Below are 18,470 nucleotides of genomic sequence, written 5' to 3' on the forward strand. Positions count from 1 at the left end.
AGGCCGGGAGGGAAGCCCGGCCTGCTTTATAAACAGAGAAAACAGATTGGAACGTTAAGGAGTTAAGCCTGTTGTACTTCGCCTAAGCCTTCTTCAGCGGTAACTTCATCTGCAATCAACTCTTCGATACGGTAGCTCGAAGGATCGGCAAGCAGTGTGGTTACCAGTTTGTGGTTCATATCATGGCCGGTCAGCTCACCTTCAAAGGCTCCGACAATCGGATAACCTGAAAGGGAGAGATCGCCCAGCGTGTCGAGAATCTTGTGACGAACACATTCATCATCATAACGCAGACCACCTTCGTTAACGACACGATGGGTATCGAGTACGATGGCATTCTCTAATGAACCACCGAGTGCAAGTCCCGCCTTCTGCAGTGCTTCAACTTCATGCAGGAAGCCGAAGGTGCGGGCACGGGAGATTTCACGGGTATAAGCCTGATGGGCAAAATTGATGGCGACTTTGCGTTTGCGCAGCAGCGGATGATCATAGTCCAGCAGATAGCTGATCTTGAAACCTGCCGCAGGATAGAGAGCGCAACGCTTGTCACCCTCTTCAATCTCTACGCGCTTAAGGACACGAAGAACTTTCTTTGCTTTGGTCTGTTCGCGGATTCCGGCACATTGAATCAGAAACACAAACGGGGCGGATGATCCATCCATAATGGGAACTTCTGGACCACTGACTTCAATGCGAGCGTTATCCACGCCCAGACCTGCAAAAGCTGACAACAGATGCTCGATAGTTGAAATCTGAGCACCGTCATGGCCGATGGTTGTGCAGAGTCGCGTATCGGTAACGTATTCGGCCCTTGCAGGGACCTCTACGCCAAGATCGGATCGAATGAAAGTGATGCCTGTGTCTTCAGCTGCCGGGTGTAAGACCAGTTGAATCTTACGACCTGAATGCAAGCCGATGCCACTACATCGAATCGAATGATCCAGTGTTCTCTGTACAATCATGTATGCCTCCTTCTAACAGGGCAAAGCATATGTATGACGTCAATGGTTCGAACATCACCGGAGGGAACTCTATCTAAGATACTGGAATTCAATGTGATTTACCCCACATACCCAGCACTCGCCAGAGTAGACCCCCATCTACAACTGCGTAACCCTGCCATAAAAACCGCAAAAGCCAAATATCCTGCTCAAAAAGGCCGATCAGTCGGCCTGCCTGCGCAGGAATGTTGGTACGGCAAACTCGTCATCATTGAAGTCGATATTACCGAATGGTTTAGGCTGAACCTGTGACTGCCCCTGCGACTGCGGTTGAGCAGCAACAGGTGCCATAACAGGTGCAGGTGCTACCGGCGCCTGAACTGCACCAATATGAGGCGTTGTCATGCGTGGCATGGCAATAGGTTCAGATTTGCTATCGGAGGTCGCCAGATGAATATTGGCTTCAGCGGAGAGACCGGTTGCTACCACTGTCACGCGAATCTCTTCACTCATATCCTGGTCATAAACCATACCACAAATGATGTTGGCCTCTTCATCAGCCATATTATGGATGATGGATACCGCTTCATCATACTCAGCCAGCGTCATATCCTCATTACCGGTCACATTGACCAGAATACCCTGAGCACCGTGGATATCGATATCCTCAAGCAGTGGTGAGGAGATAGCGCGCTCTGCAGCTTCAATGGCACGGCTCTCACCACTGGCAGAACCTGAACCCATCATGGCAACGCCACGGGTTTCACTCATCACCGCTTTCACATCTGCGAAATCTACATTCATGTAACCGGTGTGGGTGATCAGCTCAGCAATACCGCGTACGGCCTGCAGCAATACATCATCAGCTTTGCGAAATGCTTCCAGCATGCTGGTGTTTTTACCCACCGCACCGATCAGCTTCTGATTCGGAATGGTGATCAGAGTATCAACATATTTGCGCAGCTCAGCGATTCCTGCTTCGGCCTGACGCATACGACGCTTGCCTTCAAAGTTGAATGGTTTGGTGACCACTGCCACGGTCAAAACACCCATCTCTTTAGCCGCTTCAGCAATCACAGGTGCCGCTCCGGTTCCGGTACCGCCACCCATGCCTGCAGTAATAAACACCATATCGGTGCCCTGCATAAACTCACGCAGGCGATCCATTTCGGAAGCCGCAGCTTCACGCCCGATCTGTGGATTGGCGCCTGCACCAAGGCCGCGCGTAATATCTGCGCCAAGCTGCAGCTTAATATCAGCATTATTTCTCTCGATCGCCTGTGCATCGGTGTTAGCGACAATAAATTCCACGCCGCGCAGCTTCTGACTGATCATATTGTTCAGCGCGTTACCGCCGCCGCCGCCGACGCCGATCACTTTAATGTTGGCCGATTGGGCCGATGTATCTTCGAATGTAAATAGCGTTGCCATGTTTCTGGTCCTCCTCAGGTTCCCTTTTTTTATTTTCCCGTTTGTGTTTTCACTTCGCTTATTACTACTACTGTTTCCCTTACTTACGTTGTATCACCAAACCAGCCGCGCATCCGCTTCCATAATCGGCCGAACGCATTGCCATCACTTGATTTGATGCTTTGTGAACTCTGACGATAGCGATGTCCGTACAGGATCAATCCAACACCTGTGGCGTACATCGGACTGGATACAACATCCACCAGCCCTCCGACTCCCTGCGGCCGTCCCAACCGCACCGGGATATCAAAAATATCTTCTGCCAGCTCCACCATGCCTTCGAGCAGCGAAGAGCCACCCGTCAGCACCATGCCTGCAGCAACCAGCTCCTGAAAACCGGAGCGCTGCAGCTCATCTCTAATCATCTCGAACAGCTCTTCTACACGCGGCTCGAGAATCTGTGCCATCACCTGCCTCGGCATTGGACGCGGTGAACGTCCGCCAACACTGGGGATCTCAATCTGATCCTCAGGCGGCACGAGGTTGGTCATACATGCACCATATTTGCGTTTAAGTTGATCAGCTTCGCGCGCCGATGTGCGCAGACCGATCACCAGGTCGTTGGTGAGATGATCACCACCGATCGGAATCACATGGGTGTGACGAATCGAACCATTGAGGAAGATGGCGATATCTGTGGTTCCACCACCGATATCAACCAATACCACACCGATATCTTTCTCATCCTGCATCAGTACCGCTTCACTCGATGCCACCTGCTCCAGCACCATGTCGGAGACATCCAGATCACAGCGATTGCAGCACTTAACGATATTCTGAGCCGATGAGACTGCGCCGGTAACCACATGCACCTTGGCCTCAAGACGTACACCGCTCATGCCGATCGGCTCGCGAATACCATCCTGATTATCGATGATGTACTCCTGAGGCAGGATATGCAGAATTTTCTGATCAGCAGGGATATTCATCGCCCGCGCTGCATCCACGACGCGATCGACATCCTCCTGCGTTACCTCATTATTCTTCGTCGCCACCACACCATGAGAGTTGTAGCCACGGATATGAGAACCGGCGATACCGGTAAAGACCGACTGGATATCCACGCCGGCCATCAGCTCCGCCTCTTCAACCGCAAGTCTGATCGATTCAACTGTGCTCTCAATATTTACGACAACACCTTTTCGCAGACCCCGTGACGGGTGTGTACCGATTCCAATGATATCGACTTTTCCATCCGGTGATGCCTCGGCTACGATACAGGCTATCTTGCTTGTACCGATATCCAGACCTACCAGTAGCTGATCTTGCTTGGACATTAGATCACTCCCCCATATTTAGCCGGCCGGATAAACCAGCGCGTCTGCAGACGTGCATCGACTTGCCAGTTACGGTTAGACCAACGCGGTTGTTTTAATAAAGTTGAAAGCTGTGTCATGGCGGATTGCTCCTGACCAAATGGAATCTTCCATGTCACACCTTTCGAAAAATAGATCTGCCAGTAGCGGTTGGCTGCCTTGATCTCACTCAGTGCCGAGATATTTATCATATCCTGCCTGCGCAGTAGCTGCAGCAGCGCATGCGTCTGCGGCAATTGCTCTCTGGCCACACGCAACAGCGGCAGATCCGGTGATTCACCGCGCTGTAGAGCGCGATAGGCATTGCCCTTATCATCAAAGAGCTGCAGCTGACTCTTCTCATCCTGCCAAAGTGCAGCAGGTACACGTGCCACGGCACGAATATGCAGCGCATCGGGCAGCACACGACTGATCTGCACCGAATCCATATCCGGCAGCCGTTGCATCCAAAGCTCACCCAGCGCATCAGGGCGGGTGTTGATAAAATCGCGCTTGGGCATCGCTTCCAACTGCTCGGCAATCGCCAGCTTCAGATCTGCATCACCCTCGATCTGCCATTTAGCGACCGTCATCACGCCATTGAGCCACCAACCGGTAAACAGCGTGGTTCCAATCAGTGCGGTCAGCGCAAACATCTTGCCCAGACGGCCTGCAGTGCGCATGCGTTTGGCCTTCACCACTTCCGGATCAGCACGACGGTGGTTGCTACGGCTCATGTCACCACCTCCGATTCGCGGCTTTGCGGCTGTTGAAGGGCAACATTTTCCAGTGTTGCTGTCTCCAGAATAGCGATGCACAACTGCTCAAAACTGATGCCTGCAGCTGCGGCCGCTTTGGGCAGCAGACTGGTCTCGGTCATACCCGGCAGGGTGTTTACCTCAAGTACCAGCGGCTCACCGCCACTCTCGACGATCATATCCACACGTGGCGCACCACTGCAGTGCAGCGCAGCAACAGCCTCTTCTGCCCGCTGCATGCAGTAACGCAGCGTCTCGGCAGGCAGACGTGCCGGACAATAATAGTCAGTCGCACCACTGGTATATTTGGATGCGTAATCATACACACCTGATTTCGGTGCAACTTCAACCGGCGCCAGCGCTTTGCCATCCAGAACAGAGACAGCGATCTCAACGCCGTGAGCAGGCAGTTCAGCCATCCAGCCCCTGGCATTGTGAATACCCAGCGCCTGCCACTCCAGCTGCGTGGAGAGGCGATGCAGACCAACACTTGAACCCTCAGAGACAGGTTTAAGGAATACCGGATAGCGAATCGGGCCATCTTCAGCGATAGGAATATCCACCGGCGTTTTTAGTCCGGCATGGTTAAGGATCTGCTTGCTCAGCTGTTTGTTCATGCAGAGGGCTGAGGCCATGACACCGGAGCCGGTGTAGGGGATACCCATCACCTCCAGCAGCCCCTGCACACAGCCATCTTCACCAAGCGTGCCATGCAGGAGATTAAAGGCACGATCGATGTCTGCACCTGCAATCTGGTTGCTCCAGTTATCGTTGAGCTCAACCGCCACGGCATCAACGCCCGCGCCTTGCAGTGCATTTAGCACAGCATGGCCAGAGCGCAGAGATATCTCCCGCTCAGCAGAGCTGCCACCCATCAGTACGCCTACGCGGCCGAATCGGGACAACATATTCACAGCCACTCACCCACCATGCGCACTTCTGTCTCCAGTTCGATCTCGAATTTCTCTTTCACCACGCGCTGGGCGCGGTCTATGAGGGCAACAATATCGGCACTGCTCGCCTCACCCTCATTAACAATAAAATTAGCATGCTGGTCTGAGATGCGGGCACCACCGATAGCAAAACCTTTCAAACCTGCCGCTTCAATCAGACGTGCGGCATGGTCACCGTCAGGATTCTTGAACACTGAACCGCAGTTCGGCAGGGCCAGAGGCTGGGTTGCACTGCGACGGGAACGCATGGTGCGCATCCGTTCACGAATCTGATCAGGATGATCCGGACGCAGTTCAAAACAGGCATTGATCACCAGACTCTGCGGCGGCAGCACGGTGTGGCGGTAATCCATCTGCAGATCAGCCGCATCGATCTCAACGACCTCACCACTGCGCAGCATCACCTCAATGTGGGTTAAGACATCGGAAACCTGCTGCGAGAAGCAGCCTGCATTCATCGCCACGCCGCCACCGATATCACCGGGCACGGTAGCCATAAACTCACAACCGGAGAGCCCGTGCTCAGCGCACTGGCGGGCCAGACGACTCATGCGCACACCCGCCTCGGCATGCACCAGACATCCTTCGATATGGGATGCATTAAGCTCACTGAGATCAACCACCAGTGCATTGATGCCGAAATCGGGCACCAGCATATTACTGCCACGTCCAAGCGGCAGAATCGGAACATCCTCAGGGCAGAGCGCTACGGCACTGGCGAGGGCGGCACGATCAGCAGGCCGGAAAAACCAGCGGGCAGGGCCGCCGACACCAAGGGTGGTGTGGCGTGCCATCGACTCCTGTTCACGCAGCGCGCCAAGACCAGCCAACGGTGTCACCCATGCATCTTCTAGCACCGGCGGGACCAGCTGCAGGTCATCAATCTGCGAGGCCATCATGCTGCAGCCTCATCACGCAGCTGCTGAGCCAGAGTGCCGATAGAGCCGGCGCCCATCAGCAGCACAATATCACCACGTTGCAGTGCAGTATTGGCCAATGCATGCCCCTCTTGCAGATCTGCAAGCAACGAAACGCCACGATGACCACGCACAGCCATCCCTTCCATCAGACTCTGACTGCTGACACCTGCGATCTCCGACTCACTGGCGGCATAGATCGGCAGTAGTGCCACATCGTTGGCATTATCAAATGCGCCCATAAACTCATCCATCAGATCACGGGTACGACTGAATCGGTGCGGTTGGAAAATCACTGTCATCTGGCGATCAGGCCAGCAGTCGCGCGCGGCCTGAAGTGTTGCCATCACCTCTTTGGGATGGTGGGCGTAATCATCAACCAGCACACCCTCGCCGATGCGGCTGCGCTGGAAACGGCGCTGAATACCTTCAAAGCTGGCAAGAGAGCTGCGGATGGTCTCAATGTCGATACCCAGATCCAGCAGCACGGTGATTGCGGCCAGCGCATTCTCAGCGTTATGCCTGCCCGGCATAGGCAGTCTGAACTCGCCAAGTGGCCCCAGCTCACGGCTGGCTGCGCGGAACACCTGCCCTTCGCTATCAGCCCTGCTCTCCAGAAGATGGATATCGGCCTGTGGACTGCTGCCATAGGTGGTCACCGGCTTATGCAACCGCTCACGCAGTGCCGCCACATTCGGATGCTCGTGATGCAGAACAACCAGCCCGTAAAATGGTACCAGTGAGACAAAGGTGTGGAACGCTTCCAGCAGTGTTTCAAAATCTCCGTAGTGATCAAGATGTTCAGGATCGATATTGCTGACCACGGCGATGGTAGGACTCAAACGCAGGAAGGAGCCGTCACTCTCATCGGCCTCTGCAACCAGCCATGGACTGGCTCCCAAACGGGCATTGCTACCTGTGGCGGTAAGGCGGCCACCGATAATATAGGTCGGATCAAGGCCTGCCGCTTCCATACCATGAGCAATCAGTGAGGTCATGGTGGTTTTGCCATGGCTGCCTGCCACAGCTACGCCCTGTTTCATACGCATCAATTCAGCCAGCATTTCGGCGCGCGGAATCACCGGAATGCCCTGCAGATGGGCCGCAGCAATTTCCGGATTGCGGCTATCGATGGCAGAAGAGACCACCACCACCTGCGCATCACCCAGATTCTCCGCCGCATGGCCGATGGCAACCTCAATACCGAGGCTGCGCAGGCGCCTGACATTCTGGCTCTCAGCCACATCACTACCCTGCACCTTAAAACCCTGATTAAACAGCAGCTCGCCAATACCGCTCATGCCGATACCGCCGATACCGATCAGGTGAATATGCTGCACACGCATCTTCATAGCTTTTCTCCACAATCGGGCAAAAATTCCGCCAGCACATCCAGTTGCTTCTCTCTGGCATCAAAAGGTGCCCAGGCTCTGGCAGCCTGAGACATGCGGGTAAGTTCGCTCTGATCAAACATCAATGCATCCAGTGCTGCCGCCACTGTTTCGTGAGTCATCTCGGACTGCACCAGCAGACGCGCGCCACCCGCATCAGCCAGGCTCTGGGCATTAAAGCGCTGATGATCATCAGCAGCATGCGGCAGTGGCACAAACAGGCTCGGCATACCGGATATGGCAGCCTCAGTCACACTCATCGCACCGGATCGAGCAATCATCAGATCACCTGAAGCATAAAAAGCGGCCATATCATCACAAAAACCGAGCACCTCGGCTCTGATACCTGCCTCGCTGTATATTCGCTCTGCCTCACTGCGCGCCACTTCATCCTTGCCCGCCACATGACAGACCGTGAACTCGCGCCCCTCTCTGATCAGCTGTGCACATGCTTGCGGTATCGTGCGATTAAGCACCAGCGCGCCCTGGGAGCCGCCCATCACCAGCAGTTTAGGTGGCGTGTGTGGCTGCCACTGCACTTCAGCAATCACATCACGAACAATATTGCCGGTCACCGCGTGACTAACGCCGGATGAGAGATGATGCGATGCCTCGGCAAAGCCGAGCATGATACGACGGCAGAAGCGGGCCAGTGTTCTGTTCACCAGTCCCGGCATCGCATTCTGTTCATAGAGCACAACCGGAATCCGGCTCAGAAGGGCTGCTAAAACACCTGAAATGCTTGCGTAACCACCCACGCCAACCAGCAGGTCAGGCTGCTGATCACGCCATGATCTGCGAATCTGCAGCACCGCTTTGGGAAGTTCCCACAGCAATACACGCAGGCGCTGCACAAAACCGGCACCTTTCACGCCATGCATCGCAAGCAGCAGCACGGACTCACCACGTTCAGGTAACAGTTTCGCCTCAAGTCCACGCTCGGCACCGATAAAGTTCACACGCAAGGCTGGCCAGCGGCTACGCGCCGCATCCGCCAATGCCAGTGCAGGCATGACGTGACCTCCGGTTCCACCACCGGCGATACAGAGAACAGGCGTGTTACTCAAAACAGATGCTCCAGCCCTTCATCCATAGGTTCCATGACTGGCTCCTGGACTTTAGCTTTACGTTTGATCACTGGTTTAGATCTGGATTGTCTCTTCACGGGTGCCTGCCGTGGCAGGCGCTGATTACCCGAGCTGTGGCGCTGCACAGATAGAATCAGACCGATCAACAGACATTCCCCGATCAGTGCACTACCACCATAAGAGACAAACGGCATCGGCATACCTTTGGTAGGCAGCAGCCCCATGGCAGCACCGAGATTAATGATGAAGGCGAGGCCGAGAATCATAACGCAACCGAGAATAAGCAGGCGTGAAAACATCTCCTCACACTGAATTGCCAGCCAGATACCGCGCCCCAGCAGCAGTGCAAAGAGCAGAATCAGTGCTACGATACCAAGCAGCCCCAGCTCTTCGCCAATACTGGCCGAGATAAAGTCGGTAAACACTTCCGGCAGGTAGAAGAGCTTCTGAACACCCTGACCGACTCCGGTTCCAACCAGACCACCACTGCCAAAGGCGATCATCGACTGGATCAGCTGATAACCGCTGCCATAGGGATCATTCCATGGCTCAAGGAAGCTGGTCAGGCGCTGCAAACGGTAGGGTTCAGCAATCAGAACAACCACAGCCAGCGGCAAGAAGGTAAGTAGCAGCAGTGCCAGATGGCGAATCGGCACACCACCGACAAACCACATGGAGAAACAGACGGCAAACAGCAGCGCTGAACTACCAAAATCAGGCTGCAGCAGAAGCATCGCCAGTGAACACATCAGAACTACCAGCATCGGCGCCAGACCACTTGAGAAGCTGTGCAGACGATCTGGAAATGAGCCCATGTAATAGGCCATATAGATGACGATGGCAGGTTTAAGTATCTCAACCGGCTGCAGTGTCAGCCCCAACAGCGAGAACCAGCGCTGGGCCCCGTTGATCTCACGCCCTATTCCCGGTACCAGCACGGCAATCATCATCAGTACAGCAACACCTAGAACCGGTAGGGCAATCGCACGCCACCAGGTCACATCCACACGTGAAACAAACCACATCAACAGCAGTCCTATCGGAATATAGACAAGCCAGTGGCTGATAATGCGCAGCGGATCATTGTAACGCACTTCAGCCACAGAGATGCTGGTGCTGTAGACCATCAACACGCTGAAAGCCAGTAGTGCCAACACACAGCCGGTGAGAATCGGATCGGGCGGCGCAAGGCGTTTGGCTGCTTTCACACTCATGCCTTCACCTCCAGCGCTTTGACAGCATCGACAAAGGCACTGCCGCGTTCGGCATAATCACTGAACTGATCCTGACTGGCCGCTGCGGGAGAGAGCAGAACCGGCAAGCCCTGTTGCGCCTTAGCCGCCTGCTTGACCGCCTGATCAACTGTTTTGACAAAGGTAACCGGCACACCGGCTTTTTCTGCCAGCTCGACAAACGCTTTAGGATCTTTGCCGATAACATAGATATGCTCGACATGGCTAGAGACGGCGTCCTTTAAGACCGAGACATCCAGCCCCTTACGCAGGCCACCACAGATCCAGATCACCTGATGAAAGGATTGAATGGCTGCGATAGCCGCATCCGGGTTGGTTGCCTTGGAGTCGTTAAACCACTCGCGCCCGGCCACAATGCCGAGTGACTGCAAGCGGTGCGGCAGTCCTCTGAAAGAGGTCAGTGCCTGATGTACCACGCTGGCAGAGACCCCGTAATCGGTAGCTGCCTGCGCAGCCACGGCAAGATTGATATGCTGATGCATGCCTTTGGATGGCAGATCATCAGAGGAGATAAACTCAGCAATATGGTAGTGGTGCCAGAACAGACGCCACGAACCATCTTCCAGCAGTTGCACACCGCAATCCAGCATCTCAGGTGCACCAACACCAAAGCGGCGCACATAAACACCGCGCCCCTTCAGCTCTGCAGCCAGCCCATCCCATTCACTATCAGCAGGCAGCATCGCTTTATCGCCTTCACCCTGCCTTGCAAACAGACGCAGTTTGGCTGCCCGGTAAGCGGCCTCATCGACATGCATATCGGCATGGTCGGGTTGAATGTTCAGCAGTGCCGCCCAGCGCGGACGAATCGGGCTGGCGCGCTCAAGCTGGAAGCTGGAGAGCTCCAGAACAATACGCACAGGGTCTTCATCGCCTAACAGATCGAGCATCGGCGTGCCTATATTGCCACCGACTTCAATGCCACCAGCCAGTGTATCAAGCATGGTACTGATCAGGGAGACTGTTGTTGTTTTGCCATTGGTTCCGGTAATGGCAATGGTATCACCACGGTAGTACTCGCAGAACAGCTCCAGATCACCGTATACAGGCATACCACTGGCGCGCACGTCAACCAGCGCCGGATGGTTCCAGTTGATGCCCGGACTGACAATAATGCGGGAGAAACGTTTTAGCGCAGCCGCTTTCAATTTTCCGATATGTAGCGGTATATCCAGCTCCTGCGGCAGCAAGACCTTCTTCTCATCAAAGGCTTCACAGCGCATACCGTGGCGCAGTAGAAAAGCCGCTGCCGCCTGACCGGTTTTACCCATGCCGATGACTGCTGTCAGCTGATCATCACTCATATGCAGATCCTGGGCGTTCATCGAATCTTCAGGGTGGAGAGCGCCACCAGCGCAAGCAGAATCGAGATAATCCAGAAGCGTACGATCACCTTGGGCTCCGGCCACCCCTTCAACTCATAGTGGTGATGGATCGGCGCCATACGGAAAACGCGTTTACCGGTCATTTTAAAACTGGCCACCTGCACCATTACCGATACAGCCTCCAGCACAAACAGGCCACCGGCGATGGCCAGTAGAAACTGCTGGTGTACTGCACAGGCGACAAAGCCGAGCGCACCACCCAGGGATAGGGCTCCGACATCACCCATAAACACCTGTGCCGGATAGGTATTGAACCAGAGGAAACCAAGACATGCCCCGACCAGCGCACCACAGAATACTGCCAGCTCTCCTGCTCCGGGCACAAAAGGGATCATCAGATAGGCAGAGAACTTGGCGTGACCGGCCAGATAAACCACCACAGCCAGAGAGCTGGCAACCATAAAGGTTGGCGCTACGGCAAGGCCGTCCAGACCATCGGTCAGATTCACCGCATTGGATGAACCGACCAGCACAAACACCACGAATACCGGATAGAACCAACCCATATCCCACTGCATATTAAAGAAGGGAATATCGACAATCGGGTCGGTCATCATCCACAAGCCCGCAGCAGCTATGCCGCCGAAGAGTAGTTGCAACAGCAATTTCCAGCGTCCGGCCAAGCCTTTGGGATTACTGCGCATAATTTTCAGGTAGTCATCCAGCCAGCCGATCAGGCCATAACCGAGTGTCACCAACAGTGCCAGCCAGATGAAGCCGTTGGTCAAATCTGCCCAGAGCAGGGTGGTGATGGTTAAAGCGATGAGAATCAGCAGACCACCCATGGTTGGTGTACCCTGCTTGATCAGATGCGTCTGCGGCCCGTCATCACGGATCGGTTGCCCTTTACCCTGCTGTGATTTCAAATGTTTGATGAACCACGGGCCGAATACCCAGCAGATCACCAGCGAGGTGACCAGCGCATAAACGGTACGGAAGGTGATGTACTGAAACAGATTAAAGAAAGAGAACTGATCGGCCAGCGGATAGAGGAGATTATAGAGCATGGGCGGCCTCCTGCCTGCAGAGCAGACGCACAATCGATTCCAGTGCCATCGAACGCGAAGCTTTAATCAAAATTGTATCTCCCGCCGCAAATGACTCATCTGCCAGTGCCAGTACGGCATCGGCTGTGGTGGCAAACCAGCGGGCCTGCGGACTCTTCTCAGCCAGCAATCGCATAGAACTGCCAATCAGGTAGACCCGGTCAAGGCCATCAAGATTGATAGCGGCATGTGCATCATCCGAGCCTGCACCCAGTTCCGCCATATCGCCGAGAATGGCAATACGACCACCATCAAGCCCGCGCAGCGTATCAATCGCCGCCTGCATCGAAACAGGATTGGCGTTGTAACAGTCATCCAGCACAAGTGAGCCATTAACACCTTCGCACGGTTGCATGCGGCCCGCTGGCGGTTGCCAGTCGGAGAGGGCAGTGACGACTTCAGCAAGAGAGAGCTCCCGACTGCAGTTGATATGGCGCAATATAATTGAAGCGGCAAAAGCGATATTGGCAGCCCAGTGCAGTGCGGGCAGTACCAACGTCATTGAAGCCTCCTGTCCCTGCCAGCTCATCAGCAGTTCACGGCCAACCAGCTGCCAGCAGACCGCATCAGCGCTGGATTCATCATCCATCGAGAGGCTCTCTGCCGGCCTGTTAATATTGTTGGTTTCAAGCAATACAGAAACACCGCTACCCAAACCGCACCAGCCGCCCTCTTTCAGCTGCCCAAGCAGCAGCGATTTCTCTCTCACCACACCGGCAAGTCCGCCAAGCCCCTCTGCGTGGGCAGCAGTCATACCTGTCAGGATGGCAATATCGGGCTGTACCATCGCTGCAAGCCGCGCCATCTCACCGGTTTCACTGATGCCGCACTCAATCACTGCAACATCGGCATCAATAGGCACCGCCAGCAACGTCTGTGGCACACCGATCAGATTATTCAGATTGGCACGCGTTGCTGCGATCTTCACGCCCAGAGCAGTGAAACCACTCTCCAGAAGCGAGCGCAGACTGGTTTTGCCAAACGAGCCGGTAATGGCAATCACGGTCGTCTGCGCAAGGCGGTTGCGCCATGCATGGGCAATATCACCGAGTGCCTGCAGGGTATCATTCACCTCAAGCTTACTGTTATCCAGATCACGCCAACGTTTTACACCTTCACTATCACCGATCAGAGCCACCGCCCGATCAGCCACAGATGCAGCAAAGTTATGGCCATCAAAGCTCGGCCCACGCAATGCAAGAAATGCCTCACCCGCGGCAAAACTGCGTGTATCAGTCACAACCGAGCTGATCATCTCGGGCACAGCGCCGTGCCAGCTGCCGTTAGTGGCATGTTGAATCTCAGCTCCGCTCAGGCGCATCAGTTGGCCTCCGCGCTACGAAGATCCGGGCTCATGTTTTTCTTCTGCAGATAGGACTCGGCGATATCGGCATCACTCCATGGCTGGCGCCTGCCGCATACCTCCATGTAGGCCTCATGCCCCTTACCGGCAATAATCAGAATATCACCCTCTTCGACAGCTTCGATCGCCTCGGCAATCGCCTGCTCCCGATCCAGCTGCAGATGCACTTCGGCATGGTATGGCTGCACCATGCCGAACTCGATCTCCGATGCGATGACTGCCGGCAACTCGCCACGTGGATTATCCGAAGTAATCCAGACCACATCAGCCAGTTCAGAGGCAATTTCACCCATCTGCGGCCGTTTTTCACGGTCACGTTCACCACCACAGCCAAAGGCTACAATCAGGCGATTGCGTGCCAGTTTGCGTGCTGCTTTCAGACAGCTCTCCAGTGCTTCAGGGGTATGTGCATAATCGATAAAGACCTGTCCGAATCCGGCCAGCACATCCTGCATGCGGCCCGGAGGCGCGGTGATGCCGGTGAGCAGTTCAGGCAACTCCTGCAGCGCAACCCCCTGTGAAGTCATCAGCGAAAGTGCCGTACAGGCCACATTTTCGGCATGAAAATCACCCAGAGGGACATCCTCAATCACCACCTCTTCGCCATTGCTACGCAGACGCAGCAGACCGGGCAGCTCCTGCTCCCAGGCCAGGTCAACATCATCACGAAACAGGCCGTGGCCATACCAGCAGGCCAACTCCGGTGCCAGTTCGCGGATATCGGCATGATCGGCATTGGCAATCACATTGCCGCCATGCGCTGCGGCATCACGGATAAAACCGGCCTTGGTTGCCAGGTAGGGGCCATAACCACCATGATCCTGCAGATGATCGTGACCCATATTGGTCCAGATCGCCGTTCTGAAATCCATGCCTGCAATACGCTGCTGGGCAATGCCGTGTGAAGAGACCTCACACACCACCGAGTGCACATCCTCAAGGCAGGCGGCAGTCAGCATTGCATGCATGGTCAATAGTGACGGCGTGGTATTACCGATATCACAAATATCATCAGGTGAGCGCATCCAGCCCAGTGTGCCGGTGCTCCAGACCGGGCGCGTCTGATAGCGAGTGAGTGCCTCACGCAACATCCAGGCCACACTGGTTTTGCCATCGGTGCCGGTCACACCATAAAGGTGGGCGCCAGCCTGTTCGGTTTTAAACAGCCGGCGAAGCAGTGCGCCTGCCTGCTGCATCGATTCAAGATGAAGCTGAGGAAGCTCTGTTTTTACGCTCATGCCAACACTGATAATGGCCGTTGCACCCTGCGCATTGGCCGCTTCGGCATAAGCATCGGCCTGTGCAGCGGCGCGTGGCAGACATAACATGGCATAACCCGGCTTGGCCTGACGTGAGTCATCACAGATACCCATGATCATCACATCATCAGCGCCATCGAGTTCAAGGCTGCCAAGCCCCTCAGCCAGCTGCTGCAATGAGAAGCCCTCTTCCAGAGCTGTTGCATGGGGTTGATTACTCATTTAACCACACCTCAAGTGATTCGTTGCTATTCAACGCCACCACATTGGCAGGCTTCTGGCGTGTTACCCAGCCTGAACCGTGCACATGCAGACGCAGGCCGCGGCTGGCGGCAAAACGGCGCACCTCACGCATCGACATGCCATAGGTGCTTTCAGCTTCATAAGCGGGCGCTGCAACAGCAACCTCCATAGCTTGCCATGGACCATGGTTTTTCATCTCTGCAGGCACACCGAGATAAGGCAGTGCACTCTCTGCCACCTGTCGGAAAATAGGTGCGGCAACCTGGCCGCCATACATGCTCTTCTGCGGCTCATCGATCACCACCACAATGACCAGCTGCGGATTATCAACCGGTGCGACGCCTGCAAACACCGCCGTATATTTGTCCTTACTGTAACGACCCCGCTCATCCGGCTTCTGGGCGGTGCCTGTTTTGCCAGCTACACGATAGCCTACCGGCACGGCCTTTGAACCTGTGCCATCTGCACTTGTGGCATACTCAAGCATGCTCATCACCTGGCGTGCTACCGATGCCTGCATCACTCTGTGCGATGCGTTTTGCGCAGCCTGCATATCATTTGCAAGCAGCCTTGGCGCCACGTACAGACCCTCATTCGCTAAAACGGAAAAGGCCGCTGCAAGTTGCAACGGCGTAACGGCGATACCTTGTCCGAAAGCGATGTTGGCCGTTTCAACAGGACCCCACCGCTCAGAGGATAGTACAATGCCAGGCGATTCTCCGCCTAACCCCATCCTGCTTCGTTGCCCGAATCCCGCACTGCTTAACATCTCATACAGCGGTTCGGGGCCGATATCGAGTGCCAGCTTGGCCACTCCGATATTACTTGATTTAACAATGATGCCGGTCAGATCGAGCCACCCCTCAGGGTGATCATCCTTAATAGTATAATCGGCAACCTGCATCGACCCCTTTTCACAATAGACAATGGAGTCGGGTTTCCATTTTCCGGAGGTGAGTGCCGCCGCGACAGAGAATGGTTTCAAGGTTGAACCGGGTTCAAAGACATCGGTGACGGCACGGTTACGCCACTGTCCGGGTTTGAAATTGCGGAAATTATTAGGGTTATATCCGGGCCAGTTGGCCATCGCCAGAATCGCCCCATCCGCAGGACGCAGCACAACTACCGATCCGCCCTTGGCATTCTGATGGCGAACACCATCAGCAAGTGCAGCATAAGCAACACTTTGAATCGATGCATCGATGGTCAGCTTAATAGATTTTCCAGGCGCAGGTTCACGTAACCATGAACCATCGGGCAGAGAGTGGCCGCGCGCATCGCGGCGCACCTGACGAATGCCCGGCTCTCCGGTTAAAGTACTATTCCAGCTTAGCTCAGCCCCCTCCAATCCTTTACCATCAATACCGACAAAGCCGAGCAGATGACCGGTTTCAGGGCCAAGTGGATGATAACGGCGCCACTCTTTCTCCATGCGCACGCCGGGAATATTCAGAGCCATCACCTTTTCTGCGATCATCGGTGGAACCTGACGCGCCAACCAGACAAAGCCGTGACGCTTTTTCAGCTTGCGCTCTACTTTTTTGCTCGACAGACCCAGCGCACGAGCCAGATCCGCTATGCGCTCTGCAGGCACTTCATCGGCCATGGCAGCAATCGATGGTGTCTCCACACTCTCAGCAAGGGTGCGGCTTTTACTGTCGAGGATGGCACCACGAGGCGCAACCGCGGTGAATTGGCGATAACGCTGCTTCTCAGCCAGTGATGTCAGATAATCAGCCTGCAACCACTGCAGATCAACTGCACGCACCAGCAGCAGCACCATTCCCAGCGCCAGCAGCCCTGCTACCGCTTCGATGCGGCGGCGAACAAAAACCTGCTGCTTGTCGCTCACGGATTCACCACCTGATCTGGTTTGGGAGGCGCCATGCCCAGCTTCTGCTGCGCCAGCTGACGCAGCCGCTCTGGGCGGGTCATGCTGGCAAGCTCAAGACGAAGCTTGCTGGCCTGCCCAAGGGCATCCTGCTTTTCGGCATTCAAACGCTGCGTCTCCAGAGATAACTCATAACGAAGGTGAGAGACCCATATCTGACCTGCGGAGAGCACTCCGGCGAGAACCGGCACCAGCAGCCACGGTTTGAGAAAGGAGGCCATCAGAGATCAGCCACGCTGTAACCGGCCAACTTCTTGCCTTCGGATTCGGAGAGACGCTCAGCCACACGCATCAATGAGGAGCGTGAACGCGGATTGAGATCGATCTCGTCCTGACTCGGGCGAACAGGTTTCTTCTGCAGCCAGCGCATGGAGGGCGTTTTCCCACACACGCACATCGGCATCTGTGGTGGACATTTACATGGATGCACCTGATCTTCGATAAAATCACGTACGCGACGATCTTCACCTGAGTGAAACGAGATCACCGCCAGTCGGCCGCCCGGTTTGAGGTGGGCAACAGCAGCCTTCAACCCCTCATCAATCTGATTCATCTCTTCATTAACCCAGATGCGCAGCGCCTGAAAGGTTCGCGTGGCAGGGTGTGCGCCGCCGTGGCGCCCCTGCTTCGGCGTAGCATGGAAGCAGATATTCTCCAGATCGGAGGTTGTATTGAGCTTACCCTCTTGTTTTGCCTTGAGGATAGATCTGGCGATGCGGCGCGAGTGGCGTTCATCACCAAAGCGATAGATAATGTCAGCCAGTTCACGCTCGGAGATGCGCTCCAATAACCTGGAGAGCGGCTGACCTGAGGATGAGTCCATACGCATATCCAGCGGCCCATCCTTCTGGAATGAAAAACCACGCTCTGCATTGTCCACCTGCGGCGAAGAGACACCGAGATCGAAACCGATACCACTCACTTGGGACCACCCCATCTCATCAAGGGTTTCACCAAGGCGTGCGAAATCTGCATGTACGATGGAGAAGCGGGAGTCCTCGGCTGCAAGCCTCTCTCCCTCTGCAATAGCTTCAGGATCGCGGTCGATGGCAAGCAAGCGCCCTTTTTCTGAGAGTCTTGCAAGCAGCTCGCGGCTGTGTCCGCCGCGCCCGAAGGTGCAATCAACGTAAGATCCATCGGCATCGGTAAGCATCGCTTCAATAAAGGCGTCGCGGAGGACTGGGATGTGTTCGGCATAGCTGTTGTCGCCGCCCACA

Annotated in this window: 16 protein-coding genes; all 16 read right to left on the bottom strand. The window is 55.1% G+C overall.

Annotated features, from left to right (window positions below):
• Positions 1-62: 62 nt before the first annotated feature.
• The 16 genes from lpxC to rsmH all read right to left on the bottom strand — a co-directional run bounded on the left by lpxC (position 63) and on the right by rsmH (position 18,469).
• Positions 63-962 (bottom strand): UDP-3-O-acyl-N-acetylglucosamine deacetylase, encoded by a 900-nt coding sequence (lpxC, locus tag F3F96_RS03770; protein ID WP_176961922.1) that lies wholly within the window; start codon positions 960-962, stop codon positions 63-65.
• Between the two features lie 201 nt (positions 963-1,163).
• The gene (gene ftsZ / locus F3F96_RS03775) at positions 1,164-2,372 is read right to left on the bottom strand and encodes a cell division protein FtsZ (protein ID WP_176961923.1); all 1,209 of its coding nucleotides are present in this window, start codon (positions 2,370-2,372) and stop codon (positions 1,164-1,166) included.
• Positions 2,373-2,455: 83 nt separating this feature from the next.
• Entirely contained in the window at positions 2,456-3,688 is a 1,233-nt protein-coding gene (ftsA, locus tag F3F96_RS03780) for a cell division protein FtsA (protein WP_176961924.1), read from the bottom strand.
• A complete protein-coding gene (locus F3F96_RS03785; protein WP_176961925.1) occupies positions 3,688-4,443 on the bottom strand; it encodes a cell division protein FtsQ/DivIB in 756 nt (251 codons plus the stop codon). The genes ftsA and F3F96_RS03785 overlap by 1 nt, the downstream gene beginning before the upstream one ends.
• Positions 4,440-5,372, bottom strand: a complete 933-nt coding sequence (locus F3F96_RS03790) for a D-alanine--D-alanine ligase (RefSeq protein WP_176961926.1) — start codon at positions 5,370-5,372, stop codon at positions 4,440-4,442. Before F3F96_RS03790 ends, F3F96_RS03785 begins: the two co-directional genes overlap by 4 nt.
• 2 nt (positions 5,373-5,374) lie before the next feature.
• A complete protein-coding gene (murB, locus tag F3F96_RS03795; protein WP_241697640.1) occupies positions 5,375-6,316 on the bottom strand; it encodes a UDP-N-acetylmuramate dehydrogenase in 942 nt (313 codons plus the stop codon).
• Positions 6,313-7,686: a UDP-N-acetylmuramate--L-alanine ligase gene (murC, locus tag F3F96_RS03800; RefSeq protein WP_176961927.1), complete on the bottom strand. Its 1,374-nt coding sequence runs from the start codon at positions 7,684-7,686 to the stop codon at positions 6,313-6,315. Before murC ends, murB begins: the two co-directional genes overlap by 4 nt.
• A complete protein-coding gene (murG, locus tag F3F96_RS03805; protein ID WP_176961928.1) occupies positions 7,683-8,792 on the bottom strand; it encodes an undecaprenyldiphospho-muramoylpentapeptide beta-N-acetylglucosaminyltransferase in 1,110 nt (369 codons plus the stop codon). Before murG ends, murC begins: the two co-directional genes overlap by 4 nt.
• Positions 8,789-10,027, bottom strand: a complete 1,239-nt coding sequence (ftsW, locus tag F3F96_RS03810) for a putative lipid II flippase FtsW (RefSeq protein ID WP_176961929.1) — start codon at positions 10,025-10,027, stop codon at positions 8,789-8,791. The genes murG and ftsW overlap by 4 nt, the downstream gene beginning before the upstream one ends.
• Complete coding sequence (murD, locus tag F3F96_RS03815; RefSeq protein ID WP_370465496.1) at positions 10,024-11,475, bottom strand: UDP-N-acetylmuramoyl-L-alanine--D-glutamate ligase; 1,452 nt, start codon at positions 11,473-11,475, stop codon at positions 10,024-10,026. Before murD ends, ftsW begins: the two co-directional genes overlap by 4 nt.
• Complete coding sequence (gene mraY, locus F3F96_RS03820; RefSeq protein WP_176961930.1) at positions 11,388-12,458, bottom strand: phospho-N-acetylmuramoyl-pentapeptide-transferase; 1,071 nt, start codon at positions 12,456-12,458, stop codon at positions 11,388-11,390. Before mraY ends, murD begins: the two co-directional genes overlap by 88 nt.
• On the bottom strand, positions 12,448-13,818 hold the full coding sequence (gene murF, locus F3F96_RS03825) for a UDP-N-acetylmuramoyl-tripeptide--D-alanyl-D-alanine ligase (RefSeq protein WP_176961931.1): 1,371 nt from the start codon (positions 13,816-13,818) through the stop codon (positions 12,448-12,450). Before murF ends, mraY begins: the two co-directional genes overlap by 11 nt.
• Positions 13,818-15,341, bottom strand: a complete 1,524-nt coding sequence (locus tag F3F96_RS03830; RefSeq protein WP_176961932.1) for a Mur ligase family protein — start codon at positions 15,339-15,341, stop codon at positions 13,818-13,820. The genes murF and F3F96_RS03830 overlap by 1 nt, the downstream gene beginning before the upstream one ends.
• The gene (locus F3F96_RS03835) at positions 15,334-17,214 is read right to left on the bottom strand and encodes a penicillin-binding transpeptidase domain-containing protein (RefSeq protein WP_176961933.1); all 1,881 of its coding nucleotides are present in this window, start codon (positions 17,212-17,214) and stop codon (positions 15,334-15,336) included. The genes F3F96_RS03830 and F3F96_RS03835 overlap by 8 nt, the downstream gene beginning before the upstream one ends.
• Entirely contained in the window at positions 17,211-17,474 is a 264-nt protein-coding gene (ftsL, locus tag F3F96_RS03840) for a cell division protein FtsL (protein WP_176961934.1), read from the bottom strand. Before ftsL ends, F3F96_RS03835 begins: the two co-directional genes overlap by 4 nt.
• A complete protein-coding gene (gene rsmH, locus F3F96_RS03845) occupies positions 17,474-18,469 on the bottom strand; it encodes a 16S rRNA (cytosine(1402)-N(4))-methyltransferase RsmH (protein ID WP_370465497.1) in 996 nt (331 codons plus the stop codon). The genes ftsL and rsmH overlap by 1 nt, the downstream gene beginning before the upstream one ends.
• Position 18,470: the final 1 nt, after the last annotated feature.

It is taken from the genome of Mariprofundus sp. NF, assembly GCF_013387455.1.
In the GTDB taxonomy this organism is placed as follows: domain Bacteria; phylum Pseudomonadota; class Zetaproteobacteria; order Mariprofundales; family Mariprofundaceae; genus Mariprofundus.

What these genes read in the sequence shown, in the direction of transcription:
- ftsW (WP_176961929.1), bottom strand. Translation starts at nt 10,027, where the DNA reads ATGAGTGTGAAAGCAGCCAAACGCCTTGCGCCGCCCGATCCGATTCTC.
- ftsA (WP_176961924.1), bottom strand. Translation starts at nt 3,688, where the DNA reads ATGTCCAAGCAAGATCAGCTACTGGTAGGTCTGGATATCGGTACAAGC.
- F3F96_RS03785 (WP_176961925.1), bottom strand. Translation starts at nt 4,443, where the DNA reads ATGAGCCGTAGCAACCACCGTCGTGCTGATCCGGAAGTGGTGAAGGCC.
- murC (WP_176961927.1), bottom strand. Translation starts at nt 7,686, where the DNA reads ATGAAGATGCGTGTGCAGCATATTCACCTGATCGGTATCGGCGGTATC.
- F3F96_RS03790 (WP_176961926.1), bottom strand. Translation starts at nt 5,372, where the DNA reads ATGTTGTCCCGATTCGGCCGCGTAGGCGTACTGATGGGTGGCAGCTCT.
- lpxC (WP_176961922.1), bottom strand. Translation starts at nt 962, where the DNA reads ATGATTGTACAGAGAACACTGGATCATTCGATTCGATGTAGTGGCATC.
- ftsZ (WP_176961923.1), bottom strand. Translation starts at nt 2,372, where the DNA reads ATGGCAACGCTATTTACATTCGAAGATACATCGGCCCAATCGGCCAAC.
- murB (WP_241697640.1), bottom strand. Translation starts at nt 6,316, where the DNA reads ATGATGGCCTCGCAGATTGATGACCTGCAGCTGGTCCCGCCGGTGCTA.
- ftsL (WP_176961934.1), bottom strand. Translation starts at nt 17,474, where the DNA reads ATGGCCTCCTTTCTCAAACCGTGGCTGCTGGTGCCGGTTCTCGCCGGA.
- murF (WP_176961931.1), bottom strand. Translation starts at nt 13,818, where the DNA reads ATGCGCCTGAGCGGAGCTGAGATTCAACATGCCACTAACGGCAGCTGG.
- F3F96_RS03830 (WP_176961932.1), bottom strand. Translation starts at nt 15,341, where the DNA reads ATGAGTAATCAACCCCATGCAACAGCTCTGGAAGAGGGCTTCTCATTG.
- mraY (WP_176961930.1), bottom strand. Translation starts at nt 12,458, where the DNA reads ATGCTCTATAATCTCCTCTATCCGCTGGCCGATCAGTTCTCTTTCTTT.